Annotated in this window: 14 protein-coding genes and 1 tRNA gene; 9 read left to right on the forward strand and 6 right to left on the reverse strand. The window is 73.4% G+C overall.

Going from position 1 to position 14923, the window contains the following annotated elements; all coding sequences use genetic code 11:
• Positions 1–17 precede the first annotated feature (17 nt).
• Both MUK52_RS16605 and MUK52_RS16610 read right to left on the reverse strand, forming a co-directional pair.
• Entirely contained in the window at positions 18–1484 is a 1467-nt protein-coding gene (locus tag MUK52_RS16605) for an aminopeptidase P family protein (RefSeq protein ID WP_114058267.1), read from the reverse strand.
• 85 nt (positions 1485–1569) lie between these two features.
• The gene (locus MUK52_RS16610; protein WP_284577509.1) at positions 1570–3111 is read right to left on the reverse strand and encodes a PP2C family protein-serine/threonine phosphatase; all 1542 of its coding nucleotides are present in this window, start codon (positions 3109–3111) and stop codon (positions 1570–1572) included.
• Positions 3112–3524: 413 nt separating this feature from the next.
• Here MUK52_RS16610 and MUK52_RS16615 point away from each other — a divergent pair, with 413 nt between their 5' ends.
• Both MUK52_RS16615 and MUK52_RS16620 read left to right on the forward strand, forming a co-directional pair.
• Complete coding sequence (locus MUK52_RS16615) at positions 3525–4274, forward strand: bifunctional DNA primase/polymerase (protein ID WP_284577511.1); 750 nt, start codon at positions 3525–3527, stop codon at positions 4272–4274.
• A 123-nt stretch (positions 4275–4397) separates the two neighbouring features.
• Positions 4398–5015 (forward strand): hypothetical protein, encoded by a 618-nt coding sequence (locus tag MUK52_RS16620; protein ID WP_284577513.1) that lies wholly within the window; start codon positions 4398–4400, stop codon positions 5013–5015.
• 196 nt (positions 5016–5211) lie between these two features.
• On the opposite strand, the gene MUK52_RS16625 is transcribed toward MUK52_RS16620, so the two are convergent.
• From MUK52_RS16625 to MUK52_RS16635, 3 genes are all read right to left on the reverse strand, one after another.
• On the reverse strand, positions 5212–6186 hold the full coding sequence (locus MUK52_RS16625) for a DUF5926 family protein (protein ID WP_284577515.1): 975 nt from the start codon (positions 6184–6186) through the stop codon (positions 5212–5214).
• Between the two features lie 126 nt (positions 6187–6312).
• On the reverse strand, positions 6313–6915 hold the full coding sequence (locus tag MUK52_RS16630) for an ATP-binding protein (protein ID WP_114058262.1): 603 nt from the start codon (positions 6913–6915) through the stop codon (positions 6313–6315).
• 85 nt (positions 6916–7000) lie between these two features.
• On the reverse strand, positions 7001–7801 hold the full coding sequence (locus MUK52_RS16635) for a glycerophosphodiester phosphodiesterase (protein WP_284577518.1): 801 nt from the start codon (positions 7799–7801) through the stop codon (positions 7001–7003).
• 252 nt (positions 7802–8053) lie between these two features.
• Between MUK52_RS16635 and MUK52_RS16640 the strand changes: the two genes are divergently transcribed.
• The 6 genes from MUK52_RS16640 (at position 8054) to MUK52_RS16665 (ending at position 13637) form a co-directional block, all read left to right on the forward strand.
• Positions 8054–9622, forward strand: coding sequence for a S1C family serine protease (locus MUK52_RS16640; protein WP_114058260.1), 1569 nt, complete (start codon positions 8054–8056; stop codon positions 9620–9622).
• 115 nt (positions 9623–9737) lie between these two features.
• Positions 9738–10643, forward strand: a complete 906-nt coding sequence (locus tag MUK52_RS16645; protein WP_114058259.1) for a LysR family transcriptional regulator — start codon at positions 9738–9740, stop codon at positions 10641–10643.
• A 114-nt stretch (positions 10644–10757) separates the two neighbouring features.
• Positions 10758–11312, forward strand: a complete 555-nt coding sequence (locus tag MUK52_RS16650; protein WP_284577521.1) for a cysteine dioxygenase family protein — start codon at positions 10758–10760, stop codon at positions 11310–11312.
• The gene (locus tag MUK52_RS16655) at positions 11312–12370 is read left to right on the forward strand and encodes a YeiH family protein (protein ID WP_114058257.1); all 1059 of its coding nucleotides are present in this window, start codon (positions 11312–11314) and stop codon (positions 12368–12370) included. The genes MUK52_RS16650 and MUK52_RS16655 overlap by 1 nt, the downstream gene beginning before the upstream one ends.
• A 171-nt stretch (positions 12371–12541) precedes the next feature.
• Positions 12542–13510, forward strand: a complete 969-nt coding sequence (locus MUK52_RS16660; RefSeq protein ID WP_114058256.1) for a trypsin-like serine peptidase — start codon at positions 12542–12544, stop codon at positions 13508–13510.
• Positions 13511–13549: 39 nt separating this feature from the next.
• Positions 13550–13637: transfer RNA gene (locus MUK52_RS16665), tRNA-Ser, on the forward strand.
• A 110-nt stretch (positions 13638–13747) separates the two neighbouring features.
• On the opposite strand, the gene MUK52_RS16670 is transcribed toward MUK52_RS16665, so the two are convergent.
• Positions 13748–14032, reverse strand: coding sequence for a DUF1540 domain-containing protein (locus MUK52_RS16670; RefSeq protein WP_114058255.1), 285 nt, complete (start codon positions 14030–14032; stop codon positions 13748–13750).
• Positions 14033–14441: 409 nt separating this feature from the next.
• Here MUK52_RS16670 and MUK52_RS16675 point away from each other — a divergent pair, with 409 nt between their 5' ends.
• Entirely contained in the window at positions 14442–14885 is a 444-nt protein-coding gene (locus MUK52_RS16675) for a DUF6344 domain-containing protein (RefSeq protein ID WP_114058254.1), read from the forward strand.
• The last annotated feature ends 38 nt before the right edge of the window (positions 14886–14923 follow it).

The raw sequence follows: 14923 nt of genomic DNA on the forward strand, positions 1-14923 counted from the left end.
TGCCGGGCCGGCCGCCGTCAGCCCTTGAGGCCCGCCATCCAGGCCTCGACCTCGGCGGAGGCGCGCGGCAGCCCGGCCGACAGGTTCCGGTTGCCGTCCTCGGTGACGAGGATGTCGTCCTCGATGCGGACGCCGATGCCGCGGTACTCCTCGGGCACGGTCAGGTCGTCGGCCTGGAAGTACAGGCCCGGCTCGACGGTCAGGCACATGCCCGGCTCCAGCGTCCCGTCGACGTAGGCCTCGGTGCGCGCGGCGGCGCAGTCGTGGACGTCCATGCCGAGCATGTGGCCGGTGCCGTGCAGGGTCCAGCGGCGCTGGAGGCCCAGCTCCAGGACGCGCTCGACCGGGCCCTCCAGCAGGCCCCACTCGACGAGCTTCTCGGCGAGGACGTGCTGCGCGGCGTCGTGGAAGTCGCGGAACTTCGCGCCCGGCCGGACGGCCGCGATGCCGGCTTCCTGGGCCTCGTACACGGCGTCGTAGACCTTGCGCTGGATGTCGCTGTACGTGCCGCTGATCGGCAGGGTGCGCGTGACGTCGGCCGTGTAGAGGGAGTGGGTCTCCACGCCGGCGTCGAGCAGGAGCAGGTCGCCGGAGCGGACCGGGCCGTCGTTGCGGACCCAGTGCAGGGTGCAGGCGTGCGGGCCGGCGGCGCAGATGGAGCCGTAGCCGACGTCGTTGCCCTCGACGCGGGCGCGCAGGAAGAAGGTGCCCTCGATGTAGCGCTCGGAAGTGGCCTCCGCCTTGTCGAGGACCTTCACGACGTCCTCGAAGCCGCGGACGGTGGAGTCGACGGCCTTCTGGAGCTCGCCGATCTCGAAGTCGTCCTTCACCGCGCGGGCCTCGGAGAGGTAGACGCGCAGCTCCTCGTCGCGCTCGGCGGTGACCTTGTCGGTCAGGGCCTTCTCGACGACTGCGTCGTGGCCGCGGACCACGCGCACCGGACCGGTGGCCTCGGCGAGGGCCTCGGGGAGGTCGCGGACGTCCTTGGCGGGGATGCCGAGGAGCTGCTCGGCCTCGGCGAGGGAGTGCCGGCGGCCGACCCAGAGCTCGCCCTGGCCGGACAGCCAGAACTCGCCGTTCTCCCGGTTGGAGCGGGGCAGCAGGTAGACGGCGGCGGTGTGGCCGCTGTCGCCGGAGGGCTCCAGGACCAGGACGCCGTTCTCGGTCTGGTCGCCGGTGAGGTACGCGTACTCGGTCGAGGCGCGGAAGGGGTACTCGGTGTCGTTCGAGCGGGTCTTCAGCCGGCCGGCGGGCACGACGATGCGGTCGCCGGGGAAGCGCTCGGACAGCGCGGCGCGGCGGGCGGCGGTGTGGGCGGCCTGCGCGATCGGCTCGAGGCCGTGCAGCTCGGTGTCCGCCCAGCCGGTGCGCATGCTCTCGGCGAGTTCGTCGCTGACTCCCGGGTACAGCCCGTTCTTGCGCTGCTTGTGCGTCTGCTTGGGCTGCTCTTCTTCCGGGGTCTCCGGGGTGAGCTCGTCAGCCACGTCTTCTCCTCAGCTACGACAGGACCGGGTTGGGACCGCTTCCATCGTATGTGCGAGGGGAAGACGCAGAGACGACTGTGACAAATCAGTCAAAGCGGGCGGCCAGTAGGACGATGTCCTCCTCGGCGCCCGCCGCGGTCACCGCCGGGTCGCCCGCGGGCACCACTGTCTGCAGGACGTGCTCGCACAGCGCGCCCGGGTCCTGGCGGACCGCCCGGGGCGCTCCGGCGGCCGCGGCGTGGAGCCGCGCGTACGCCCGGTCCATCGGGTCGCCGGTGCGCCGCAGCAGCCCGTCGGTGTACAGCAGCACCGTTTCTCCTGGCGCGGGCTCGAACTCCACACTGGGCGCCTCCCAGCAGGAGAGCATCCCCAGCGGCGCGGACAGCGAGGTCTCGACGAACTCCGTGCGGCGCTCGCCCACGACCAGCGGCGGGGCGTGCCCCGCCCCCGCCAGCACGATCTTGCGCCGGGCGGGCTCGCAGTAGGCGAAGAGGGCGGTCGCGCAGCGGGCGGGCTCGGTCAGCCGCAGCAGCAGTTCGAGGTCGGAGAGGACCGCGACGGGGTCCTCTCCCTCCATGACCGCGTACGCGCGCAGCGAAGCGCGCAGCCTGCCCATCGCGGCGACGGCGCTGGGCCCCGAGCCGGTCACAGAGCCGACCGCCAGGCCGAGCGCCCCCTCGGGCAGCGGGAGGGCGTCGTACCAGTCGCCCCCGCCGCGCGGCGAGGTGAGGTGGCGGGCGGCGAGCCCCACCCCGGGTACGCGGGGAAGCCGGCTGGGCAGCAGTTCCTCGGCGACGGTGGCGAGGCTGGTGCGCGAGCGCTCCGCGTCGAGTACACGGGCGAGGTGCTCGGCGGCGTGGCGGACGTAGAGGCCGACGAGGTCGCGCTGGCGGTCGCTCGGCTCGGCCTGCTCGTCGTAGAGCCAGACGACCGCACCGAGCCGCCCGGTCGCCTCGGCGGTCAGCGGCAGCGCGTAGCTGGCGGCGTAGCCGAGCCGGGCCGCGACCTCGCGGTGCCGGGGGTCGGCCGGTGCGCCGTAGCCGCCGGTGCCGGGTGCGGCGTCGGGCTCGGGCAGCACCTCGGAGCCGCCGTGGGCGTCGGGGAGCCCGTCGAGGATCCGGCCGTAGGGGGTGGCGGCGCGCGGCACCGTCTCGATGTGTCCGAGCTCGGCGCGTCCGAGCCCGAGGCCGACCGTGGTGGCGGGGCCGAGCCCGTCGGACGGCTCCAGCGCGATCAGGCCGCGGCGGGCGCCGACGAGCGCTGCCCCGGCGCGCACCAGCTCGCGGAGCGCCGAGTCCAGGCCGGCCGTGCGGGCGAGGCGTTCGGTGAGCTCGTGGAGGGTGGTCAGGTCGGAGACCATGCCGACGAGCCGGTCCTGCACCAGCGTGCTCGGGGCGGATGCCGCGGCCGGCGCGGCGGGGGTTTGGGCCGGTGCAGCCGCCGTAGTGTGCGGGACCGCTGCGGCTGCCGGATCGATTCCGGCCACTTTCGGCGGATGGGGGGCGCTCATGGCGTCCGCCTTTCCGCCTGGTGCGATACGCCGTATAGCATCGCAAACCCCCAGATCGTGCTGCGCCGCCATCAAGGAATCCACATCTACACGCACACGAGGATCGATGTCCAGCATTGTCCCGGTGGGAATCCTGGTGTCCGTGAGGCTGCAACTCACTGTCCGGTCAAGGCTAGAACTTGGCTGGAAAAAGCGGGAACAGGACGGTTTTTGCGATCGACTGGTCGGACGTGGAAGAGGCTCCGGGTACGTAGTCGGTGTTCCCCGGGGCCAGTTGGCGCAGCCCGGCAACCGCCGGGAACCGCCCGCCAGGGGCCGCCGTCCTTAACGGAGGCAGCCGGTCTCGGTACCGGCACGGGGCCGCGTTCCTCCCGCCCCCGGCCGGACGTTCCATGAACCCGTAACAAAAGTGCACGAACCGTGTGAACCCGCTTCTGGCGGACAGTGGCGCGAAACGTGTACGTGTGGTGAGACACCGCTTGCGTGGTGTGATCAGGCCCTCGGCGTTCAACGGAAAGGAACGAGCGCACATGCGCGAGATCCTCGGAAGGCGTCTCCAGCGGATCCGCAACCGCCTGACAAACCTCCGGTCCGCCCCGGTGCAGCGCGACGACCCGGCCGTGACCTGCGCTCCGGTCGGCGCTCCCGGCGTCGGCCCAGCCGGCCCGCCCGGTGCCGCGGTGTCAGCCGTCTCCGCGGCCTCCGCGGCCTCCGCGACCCCGGAGGGCTCCGCCGGACCGGTGCCCCCGGCCGCCCGGTGCGGGTGCCCCGATCCGGACTGCCCCGTACCGGGAGCGCACCCCTTCGACCCGGGGCTGCTCGCCGCCACCACCGACCCGCGGATGGTGGCCTGGTGGTGGACCCGGCGGCCCGGCGCCCCGCTCCTGCTGGCCACCGGCGGCAGCGCGCCGTGCGCGGTGAGCCTGCCCGCCGCCGCGGCCGCACGGGCCGTGGCACGGCTGGAGGGGCAGGGCGTGCGGCTGGGCCCGGTCGCGGCCACGCCCACGCGGTGGTCGCTGCTGGTGGCCCCGTACTCGCTGGAGCGGCTCGGTGAACTGCTCTACGCCAAGGACCACGTCCCGTCCGCGCTGCGCTTCCACGGGGAGGGCGGCTACCTGCTGCTGCCGCCCTCCCCCGCCTCCGGCGGCGGGCGGGTGCGCTGGGAGCGGGAGCCCGCAGCGACCGGCGAGCCGTGGCTGCCGGACGTCGAGGCCGTCGTGGACGCCCTGGTCGAGGCGAGCAGCGGGGCCTCGGGCGGCGGCAGCCGTCTCGCGTACTGACGGACCCGCTCCGGAAGGACGCCCGTACCCGGGTCACCCGTACGGGTGCCGGGGCGGCGGGATTCCCGGTGAATTGGGCGCGGGGATCTCCACGCCCCATTCCCGCGTCGCTATCTTCGGCGAATGAATCTCCGCTTGATCGGTATCGGCGCCGGTGTGCTGATCATCCTGTCGCTCCCCTTGGCGGGTGCGATCGCCGGACCGGATTTCGCCGGTCGTGACGACGGAAAAGGCGGTGGGCTGCTCTCCACCCTCGGCATTGCCGGCCCTTCCGGCGGCACCGCCCGGGAATCCCCCGCAGCGTCCGCCGAAGGGAAGGGGCCGGCGCCCGCGCCGGCCGGTGCCGCGGTGCGCCCGGGCGAGCCGGCCCGCCCGGGGCCGGCCGAGCAGCCCCGTACGGAATCGGCGTGCGGGCCCGAACTCACCGCGCCGCAGGGGCTGGAGGCGCAGACATGCGTGCTCGCCGCCGAGGGGCGGACCTGGGGGCGCACCTACTACCGCAACACGAGCGGGCGCGCGCTGGACGCCGTCCTGACGGTGATGGGGCCCGCCGGGCGGACGGTGCAGATCCGCTGCACGGTCGGGGCGGGAGACGAGCCGGGGCTGTGCGAGACCCCGAGGGAGGCGTCGGCGGGGCCGCAGGACGCGTACTCGGCCGTTGCGGAGTTTGCAGTTCCGGATGACGAAGGGGAGCTGCTGCTGCGGTCTGGGAGCAACGCACCGGAGGCGCAGGGCCGTTGACCCGCAGCGGAAATGGAAGGGCCCGGTCGCTGGCGACGGGGGATGCACCAGCGACCGGGCTACAAGAACCGTAACAAGAGATCGCCTGTTCGCAAATTCGATCTCTGATATTCAGACACCGATTCGCAGGCGATTAGCGGGAGTTGTGACACCGGTCACCAACCCTGCACGGCCCGTCCCCGGTCGGGCCGGGCGATCAGCTGAGGGTCACCTGGCGGTTGGTGAGCCCGCCGCGCGCGCGGCGCTCGTCCGAGGTCAGCGGGGCGTCCGACGCGAGGGCCGCGGCCAGGCGCTCCGCGAATTCGGCGGCCGGCTTCTCGACGTCCTCCGCGGACACTCCGGTGGGCAGGTCCCAGACGGGGACGACGAGCCCGTGGGCGCGGAAGGAGCCGACGAGCCGGGTGCCCTCGCCGAGTGAGGAGGTGCCTGCCGCGTGCAGCCGGGCCAGGGCGTCGAGCAGCTTCTCCTCGGGGTGCGGCATGACCCAGCGCAGGTGGTTCTTGTCCGGGGTCTCGCACCAGTACGCGGCCTCGACGCCGGCCAGCTTGACCGTCGGGATGGCGGCGGCGTTGGCGCGCTCCAGGGAGGCGGCGATCTCGGCGGAGGCGTTCTGGGCGCCCTCCGCATCCGGAATCCAGAATTCGAAGCCGCTGTGCACAACCGGCTCGAAAACGCCGTCGGTGTCCAGGACGTCCTGGAGTCGCGGACCCTCGGCGGGAACCCGGCGCGCGGCGACCGGATTGCCGGGCTCCGTGGCGATCGCGCGCTCCAGCGTGTCGGCCATCTCGCGGGAGAGGTCGCCGCTGCTGGCGTCGTTCTGGAGGCCGAGCAGGACGGAGCCGTCCTCACGGCGCAGTGCCGGCCACGCCATGGGCAGCACGGTCACCAGCGTGACGGAGGGCACGCCTTCGGGCAGCCCGCCCTTGAGCGACAGTGGAACGGTCGCCGCCGGGACGAGTTCGCGCAGCGCGACCCAGTCGCACTCCCCGGGGAGCCCCTCGAAGGGGCGCTGCACGTGTGCGGTCGCGGAGTGCGAGGCGGCCGCACCGTGGCAGGCCTTGTACCGGCGGCCGGAGCCGCAGGGGCAGGGCTCGCGCGCGCCCACGACCGGGATCTCGCCGTTCTGGAGCTGCGGCTTTGCAGTCTTGGCTGCGGGGCGCTTCTTGGCCATCGTGGGTGTCTCCCGGGTGCGGCGGTACGGCTGTTGCGTCTGGGCGTGAGCCTAGCCGCTCGTACCGCCGTGGCCCGGCGGGTGCGGCCGGGGGCGCGGTCGGTGCGCGCTCCCGGCAGAGCCGCGTCAGGGAGCCAGATCGTCGAAGGCCGTCGAGAAGTCGAGGACCGGCGCCGCAACGCGCGTAGCGAAATCGTCGTGACGCGGCCCGCACGCGACGATCACCCACACGGTGACCTCGCCCGCTGCCCCGTCCCTGACGCCCCAGTCCGTCGAGAGGGCGCTGATGATGTTCAGCCCCCGGCCGCCGTGCGCCGTGACCGAGGGGGTCGACGGCAGCGGCCGCGTCGGCCCGCCCCCGTCCGTCACCTCTACCGTCAGCCTCCCGGCCCCGTCGACGCGCCACGCGGCGCGGACCCCGCCGTCCCCGGCTCCGGCCGTGTCCAGCGGCCGGCCGTGGCGGCAGGCGTTGCTGAGCAGTTCGGAGAGGATCAGCACGGCGTCGTCCACGACGGTGTCGGGCACTCCGCTGATGCGCAGCTCCTCGCGCATCCGGTGCCGCGCCTCGCTCACGCCCGCAGGACCATGGAGTACGTCCATGCACGACGACGTGGGCACTTCCTGTGCCACCACCAACGCCACCCCCGGAACCTCCTTAGCCCCACGCCAAGGTCTGGATGCCCCCCCTGCCCGGGCCGGAAACCGGCGGCGGGGAGCCCTCTGACGCATTCATGACGAGTGGTTGCGGAGGGGATGCGCCGGGGCACTCCCCGTTACCGGCGTGACTCCGGCGACGGGTGGGCAAACAGGGACGTCAGCGCCCGAGTTGTGACAGAACCTGCCGCGGCCGGTTGGTGATGATGGCCTCCACACCCAGATCAGCGCAGAGCTGAACGTCGTCCGGCTCGTTCACCGTCCAGACGTGGACGGGGTGCCCGGCGTCCTGGAGCCTGCGGATGAAGCCCGGGTTGTTGCGCACGATCCGCATGCCCGGGCCCGCGATCCGCACACCCGCCGGCAGGCGCCCGTCGCGCATGCGGGGGGTGACGAACCGCATCAGGTACACCGTCGGAACCGTCGGGGCAGCCGCCCGCACCCGGTGGAGGGAGCGTGCCGAGAAGCTCATGACGCGGACGGAATGCGGGCCCTCGGCGGGCGGCGCGTCCAGTCCGAAGCGCTTGAGGAGGAAGAGGAGGCGCTCCTCCACCTGTCCGGCCCAGCGCGTCGGGTGCTTGGTCTCGATGGCGAGCTGGACCGGGCGGCCCGCGTCGGCGACGAGCTCCAGCAGCCGCTCCAGGGTGAGGACGGACGTCCGCTCGGGGTCGGCCACCCAGTCGGGCGATTCCTCGCGGTCCTTCCAGGAGCCGAAGTCGAGGGCGGCGAGATCGGCGAGCTCCAGGGCGGATACCGCGCCGCGTCCGTTGGAGGTGCGGTTGACCCGGCGGTCGTGGACGAGGACCAGGTGGCCGTCGGCGGTGAGGCGGACATCGCACTCCAGGGCGTCCGCGCCGTCCTCGATCGCCTTCCGGTACGCGGCCAGGGTGTGCTCGGGGGCGTCCTCGGAGGCGCCCCGGTGGGCGACGACCTGGATGGGCGGCGGCGTTGCGTGGGTCACCGGGTCATGGTGCCACCGCGGAGGCCGGCGGTGCGGGGGCGGTGCCGTGGACGCGCTGCCGAGCTGCGGCGGCGGGGGCTGGGGGTGCGCCCGAAATGCCGGGCATAAAGGATGGGGGAGACGCACAGGTCCGGCTTACAGTGCTCTGACGGGTCATGGGGAACGCTTGACCCAGGAACTTGTGTGGCGCGTCGAACGTTCAGTCGGGCCGTACCACCAGTGTGAAGTCGTGTGTGACGAGGAGAGAGCGCTGTGAGCACCGAGAACGAGGGCACGCCGGCCCCGACGCCCCCTGCGGCCCCGTCGGCACCCCCGGCGGCGGCTCCCGCTTCCGAGACGCCTGCCGCATCGGCGCCCGGCGCGCCCGCGGCACACCCCGCGCCCCCGTCCGCGGCCCCCGCGGACGCCCCGCCGGCCGCGGCGACCGCCAAGCCCGCCGCCGAGCCGGCGACCCAGCAGATGCCGCCGGCCTCCGCCCCCGGCACCGAGCACACCCGGCCGATTCCGCCCGCACCGCCCCAGGCCCCGGCTGCGGCCGCGTACGCCTACCCGCAGACCCCCGCCCCGCACCCGGGCGAGGCCGCGCACGGAGCGGGCGGCTGGCCGCCCCCGCCGCCCGCGGTCCCCGCGTACGGAGCGGGCGGCGGGCACGGCGCCGGCTGGGGCGCCTTCCCGCAGGACGGCGCCGCACCGGCCAAGCGCCCCGGCAAGGGCGGCCTGGTCGCCGCGGTGCTCGCGGCGGCCCTCCTCGCGGGCGGTGTCGGCGGCGGTGTCGGCTACTGGGCCGCCGAGCGCAACGACAACGGCTTCGGCTCGACGACGATCACCGCGGGCAACACGCCCAAGGACCTCAAGCGCGAGCCGGGCTCCATCGCCGGCCTGGCGGCGGGCGCCCTGCCCAGCGTCGTCACGCTCCAGGCCTCCGCGGGCGGCGGCGACGGCGAGGGGGGCACCGGCACCGGCTTCGTCTACGACCAGCAGGGCCACATCCTCACCAACAACCACGTGGTGGCCTCGGCAGCCAACGGCGGCCGGCTCTCCGCGACCTTCTCCGACGGCAAGAAGTACGAGGCCGAGGTCGTCGGCCGGGCCCAGGGCTACGACGTGGCAGTGATCAAGCTGAAGAACCCGCCCGCCGGCCTGAAGCCGCTGCCGCTGGGCAACTCGGACAAGGTCGCCGTCGGCGACGCGACCATCGCGATCGGCGCGCCCTTCGGCCTGTCCAACACGGTCACCACCGGCATCGTGAGCGCCAAGGACCGCCCCGTCGCCTCGGGTGACGGCTCCGGCGCCAAGAACTCGTACATGAGCGCCCTCCAGACGGACGCCTCGATCAACCCCGGCAACTCCGGGGGCCCGCTGCTCGACGGCCGCGGCGCGGTGATCGGCATCAACTCCGCGATCCAGTCGGCGGGCGGCGGCGGCCTCGGCGCACCGGCCGGCTCGATCGGCCTCGGCTTCGCGATCCCGATCAACCAGGCGAAGAACGTCGCCGAGTCGCTGATCAAGACGGGCAAGCCGGTCTACCCGGTGATCTCCGTCTCCGTCGACCTCCAGTCGAAGGTCGACGGCGCGAAGATCTCCGAGCAGGGCGCCCCGGCCAACGAGCTCGTCGACCCCAACGGCCCCGCGGGCAAGGCCGGCCTGCGGCCCGGCGACATCATCACCCGGTTCGGAGACCGGCCGATCGACAGCGGCCCGACCCTCATCAGCGAGATCTGGACGCACAAGCCGGGCGACGTGGTGAAGCTGACCTACCTGCGCGAGGGCAAGCCGACCACTGTGGACATCACGCTCGGCTCGCGCGTCGGCGACAAGTAGGCGCCGACCCCACGGCGCAGGCGCCCGGCCGCCGGACCGGGACTGGCCGGATGGGGAGGGGCCGGGGGCGGGAATCCGCCTACGGCCCCTCCCAACGTCCGCTTATGCTTTCGCTGTGTTCGATTCGCGGCACATACGCACGTTCCACGAGGTCGTCGCCGCCGGCAGCTACTCGGCAGCCGCCCGCGCCCTCGGGTACACGCAGCCGGCGGTCACGCAGCAGATGAAAGCGCTCGAACGGGCCGCCGGAACTCCCCTCTTCACCCGGGTCGGCCGCACCATGCAGCTCACCGAGGCCGGGAAGTCCCTCGCCCGGCACGCCGAGTCCATCCTCGGCACCCTCACCGCCGCGGAATCCCAACTCAAGGCGTACGCCCGGCTGCGCACGGGCCGGGTACGGCTCTGCGGTTTCCCCAGCGCCAACGCCACACTCGTCCCGGAGGCCCTCAGCAGCCTGGCCACGGACCACCCGGGCATCCAGGTCGAACTCCTCGAATGCGAGCCGCCGGAGTCGCTGCGGCGGCTGGAGCGCGGCGAATGCGACATCACCCTGGCCTTCACCTACCCCGGCCTGCACGAGGAGCTGCCGGACGAGGTGGCGGAGATCAGGCTGATGGAGGACCAGCTCACGGTGCTGCTGCCCACCGGGCACCCGCTGGCCCGGCGCCGCGCCGTCCACCTCGCCGACCTCGCGGAGGAGCGCTGGATCGCGGGCTGTCCGCGCTGCCGGGCCAACCTGCTGCACGAGTGCGCCGAGCTCGGGTTCGTCCCCGACATCCGGTTCGCCACCGACGACAACCTGGTCGTGCAGAGCATGGTCGGGCAGGGGCTCGGCGTCGCCATGATGCCCGCCCTGGTGCTGCCGTCACTCTCCCTGACCCGGGTCTGCGGCCGCGCCCTCCAGCCGGCCGCCCGCCGCCACATCGCCGCGTACGTCTACCGCGACCACCTGAGGATCCCCGCGACGGCGGTGGCCCTGGACGCCCTCAAGGCGGTGGCGTCGAACCGCGTCGGCTGCTGACGCAGCCCTGTCCCCGACCGGAGGTGCAGGGCAGGCTGATCCATAAGCGCTGGTTGGGTTTTCGGGTGAGAACTGTCGTTGGACGTGATGGGTCGGCGCCTCGACGCTGCCTGTATGACCACCACCGCGCCGGCCCGCACGACCACGAGGATGGCCGCCCTCGTCCGTGAGATACGCACCGTCGTCGACCGGGGCCTCACCCCGGAGCAGACCGCCCACCAGGTGTGCGAGCACGTGGCCCCGCACCTGGGTGCGCCCGACCTGCTGACCCCCGAGCAGTGCGAGGGCAGCCCGGAACGCTACCGCCAGCACGTGCTGCACGCCGAGCCGGACGGCAGCTTCTCGGTGGTGGCGCTGGTGTGGCTGCCCGGTCAGGAGACGACCATCCACGACCACGTCTCCTGGTGCGTGGCAGGGGTCCACCAGGGCCAGGAAGGCGAGCTCCGCTACCGGCTCGTACCCGCCACGGGGGCGTCCTCCGCGCGCCTCGTTCCCACCGAGACGGTCGTCAACGGTGTGGGCGACGTCTGCGGGTTCGCCCCGCCCGGGGACATCCACAAGGTCCGCAACTCCTGCGGCACGAAGGCCATCTCGATCCACGTCTACGGAGCCGACGTCGCCCGGCTCGGCAGCAGCGTCCGCCGCGTCTACACGCTCCCCGTCGACTGATGGCCCTGCTTCACCGTCCGGTCCGGGCGGCAGACGGATCCGGGGGCCGGATTGTTTCACGTGAAACGCCGTCCTCTTGGCCGGGGTTGGCCATGGCCGCGGGCGGCGTCGGGGCGGCGTGGTGTGTGCACCGGCTGCTGCCGGGCGTACCGATGCTGACGGCGGCGGTGGTCCTCGGCATCGCCGCAGCCCACCTCCCCGGCCTGCGGCACACCGTGCGCGGAGTCGCGCGGGCCGGGCTCTCGCTGGCCGGCCGGCGGCTGATGCGGATCGGCATCGTGCTGCTCGGCCTGGGACTCGGCCTGGACCAGGTGCTCCGGCTGGGCTGGGCCACCGTGGCCATGGTGGCGGGCGTGGTCGCGGCCACGTTCCTCGGCACGGTGTGGCTGGGCCGCAGGCTCGGCCTGCCCGGCGACCAGCCGCTGCTGATCGCCACGGGGTACTCGATATGCGGGGCCTCGGCGATCGGCGCGGTGAGCCAGGTGTCGGGCAGCGACGAGGAGGACGTCGCCGCATCCGTCGCGCTCGTGACCCTGTGCGGCACGCTGGCCATCGCGGTGCTCCCCCTCCTCCAGGACCCCCTGGGGCTGTCCGACGAGGCCTTCGGGCGGTGGGTGGGCGCGAGCGTCCACGATGTCGGCCAGGTCGTGGCCACCGCGCAGACCGCGGGCCCGGACGCCCTCGGCGAAGCCGTCCTCGTCAAGCTGATGCGCGTCGCGCTCCTGGCTCCGCTGGTGGCCGCCGTCGCGTTCTCGCTGCGGGCCCGGCGCCGCGGAGCGCGTACGGCGTCCGGGCGCAGGCCCGCCCCGGTGCCCCTGTTCGTGGCCGGCTTCCTCGCGGCGGCCGTGCTGCGCGCCACCGGTGTCCTCCCCCCAGCGGCCCTGGACTGGGCGCACACGGCACAGGAACTCCTGCTCGCCGCGGCCCTGTTCGGGCTCGGGAGTGCGGTGGACCTGCCCTCCATGGCGCGGACCGGAGGCCGGGCTGCACTTCTCGGGCTGGCTGCGTGGGTGGTGGTCGCGGGCGTCTCCTACGCAGGAGTGCTGCTGACCGTATGACCTGGGGAGGGGCGGGAGTCGGCCAAATGCCGGCCGGATCCGACCGAACGTTCCGACTGTCTCCTGACTTCTCGTGCCGCGCGTGCGACCCTGCGGCCGATCCGCACCGACAGCTCTTCACCCCCACCCTGCCCGGCCCCTGCCGGACCGGGCACGGCAGAAGGAGTCTGCGTGAATCGTCATCGCACGGCAGCATCCGTCCTCCTGGCCGCAGGCGCCCTGATCGCGGGCGCCCTGACGGGAGCCGCCCCCGCGGCGGCCGCCGACGGCCCGGCCTCGTTCCGCCAGCAGCACACCGAGGGCTTCTGGACCGCCGAACGGATGCGCAGCGCCGTCCCGCTGGACGTGGTGGCGGCGCCCGGGCCGGTGCGGCACACCCCGGCCGCCACCTCGGACCGCCCCACGCTGATCGCCCCGACGCCCGCCTCTGCGGCGCTCCCCGCGGTCTCGCCGACCGCCTTCCCGCAGGCGGGCGGCCCCTGGACGGGCGGCGGGGCGGTGGTGAAGACCTCCGGCCGGGTGTTCTTCACGTTCGGCGACCGGACGGCCTCCTGCTCCGGCGACTCCGTGACCAGCGCCAACGGCAGCACGGTGATGACCGCCGGCCACTGCGTGAAGTACCAGGGCTCCTGGCACACGAACTGGATCTTCGTCCCCGGCTACGACAACGGAAACGCGCCCTACGGGCAGTGGACGGCCACCCAGACCTTCGCGACGGACCAGTGGGCGGCGAGCGAGGACATGAACATGGACGTCGGCCTGGCCGTCGTCGCCCCGCTGAACGGCCGGAAGCTCAGCCAGGTCGTCGGCGCCCAGGGCCTGCTGTTCAACGGCGGCTACAACAAGCGGATGTATGCCTTCGGCTTCCCGGCGGCGTCGCCGTACGACGGCTCGAAGCTGGTCTACTGCAGCGGCAACAGCGGCAAGGACTTCCTGCTGACCAAGGACCACAGCCTGGGCTGCAACATGACGGGCGGCTCCAGCGGCGGCCCCTGGTTCCAGGACTTCGACGAGGCCACCGGCCTGGGCACCCAGGTATCGGTGAACAGCTTCGGCTACGTCTTCCTGCCGAACCGCATGTTCGGCCCGTACTTCGGCAACGAGGCCAAGGCCGTCTACGACAAGGCCCAGAATTCCTGACCCCGATGCCTCCCACCTCCCGGTACTCTGTACCGGCCAGGTGGGTTGCCCGAGCGGCCTAAGGGAACGGTCTTGAAAACCGTCGTGGCGCAAGCCACCGTGGGTTCAAATCCCACACCCACCGCCACGGGTCGGGAAGAGCTGCCGACCGGAAGGGCGCCCTCGGTTGTGAGGGCGCCCTTTGGCTTTTGCGCTGCTTCAGCGTGCTCCGTGTCTGCCACGTCGCCGTCCGGCTGGTCAGGCGGGTGCGAAGGTGAGGCAGTCGACCTCGCTCTGCACGTAGCCGACCGAGATGCCGGGGGCGTTGCACTCGAAGTTGTTGTTGTGGCGACATGCGGAGACCTTGCAGGCGCCGACGCGGCCGGTGGTGGCCGGGTCTCCGCCCTTGCGGGACGAGGTGAAGAAGGTGTCGCAGTGCGGCGTGCGGGTGTCGCCCACGGTGATGGCCAGGGCGTGACAGGCGCTGTCACGGTTGTAGGCGCAATCCTCGACCGAGCACTGGTTTACGACGGGCATGTCCATGGTGAAGCCGCTCCTCGTGCGTGTGGGCGCCGCGTCATCCGGCGAGCGCTGGTACGGCCCCGAGCATGGCGCCGGCGGGCCGGGCCCCTCCGGCGGCAGGGCCGACGCCGGTGGGACCTCCGCCGATCGGATCAGTCGGCGCGTGCGCGGGGGCGGGAGTGGCCGGCCTGAGGCACCCGTCAGACGGGCCCTCCGCTCCTCGGTCGAGCGGTCAGACGGGGCCCACGGCTGGAGCCGGGGATCAGCCCGAAGCCCGCAGAGTGGCTTCCCCTTTCTTGTGCTTTGGTGCGTTCGGGTGGTGATTGTCGGACGATCGGCGCGGGGCGGGGCGGGCGTGCGGTTGCGGACACATCATGTCGAATGTATGCAGATCCGCCCGTCGGAACATCGCGAAACGAGGCACCCCGTCATGGCTCAGCGCATTGCCGCCCGCTCCGTGTGGACCGTGTTCACCGCCCTGATCCTCGCGGTGCTTGCCGCTCTCGGATTCCGTCGCGGCAAGGCCGCCGCGGCCGGGGTCCGCGTCGGTGAGGCGCGGGTGTGGGCCACCCCGGTGGTTCCGGCCCAGGCGGCCGCCCCGGTGGTGCGGCGCGCGTGGCCGGCGGGGGTGCGGAGTGCGGCGCTGCCTCCGACGATCAAGCAGCGGATCCGGGCCGAGGCCCACGGCAAGTCCCCCTCGGTCCGCCGGTCCGCTGCCGGTGCCACAGCCGGTGCGCGGGTCGGGGTTCTCTCCGCAGGTGAGGGCGGGGCCGCCGGTTCTGACGCCGTCGCCGGTGCGTCCGGCGAGGTGCCGGCCGTGCGCTGGTCGTCGGCCGTGCGGGCGCGGCAGGAGGGGTTCGCGCGGGCTGCGTAGCGCGTTCCGCCGGGTGTGTGCGGGGCCGCCGGGCCGGG

Origin of the sequence: Streptomyces sp. 2P-4, from assembly GCF_030167965.1 — a bacterium.
In the GTDB taxonomy this organism is placed as follows: domain Bacteria; phylum Actinomycetota; class Actinomycetes; order Streptomycetales; family Streptomycetaceae; genus Streptomyces; species Streptomyces globosus_A.

Bases quoted from the DNA above. Each gene is read 5' to 3' on its own strand.
- MUK52_RS16610 (WP_284577509.1), bottom strand. From the start codon at position 3,111: ATGCTGGACATCGATCCTCGTGTGCGTGTAGATGTGGATTCCTTGATG.
- MUK52_RS16615 (WP_284577511.1), top strand. From the start codon at position 3,525: ATGCGCGAGATCCTCGGAAGGCGTCTCCAGCGGATCCGCAACCGCCTG.
- MUK52_RS16620 (WP_284577513.1), top strand. From the start codon at position 4,398: ATGAATCTCCGCTTGATCGGTATCGGCGCCGGTGTGCTGATCATCCTG.
- MUK52_RS16625 (WP_284577515.1), bottom strand. From the start codon at position 6,186: ATGGCCAAGAAGCGCCCCGCAGCCAAGACTGCAAAGCCGCAGCTCCAG.
- MUK52_RS16630 (WP_114058262.1), bottom strand. From the start codon at position 6,915: ATGCGTCAGAGGGCTCCCCGCCGCCGGTTTCCGGCCCGGGCAGGGGGG.
- MUK52_RS16650 (WP_284577521.1), top strand. From the start codon at position 10,758: ATGACCACCACCGCGCCGGCCCGCACGACCACGAGGATGGCCGCCCTC.
- MUK52_RS16655 (WP_114058257.1), top strand. From the start codon at position 11,312: ATGGCCCTGCTTCACCGTCCGGTCCGGGCGGCAGACGGATCCGGGGGC.
- MUK52_RS16670 (WP_114058255.1), bottom strand. From the start codon at position 14,032: ATGGACATGCCCGTCGTAAACCAGTGCTCGGTCGAGGATTGCGCCTAC.
- MUK52_RS16675 (WP_114058254.1), top strand. From the start codon at position 14,442: ATGGCTCAGCGCATTGCCGCCCGCTCCGTGTGGACCGTGTTCACCGCC.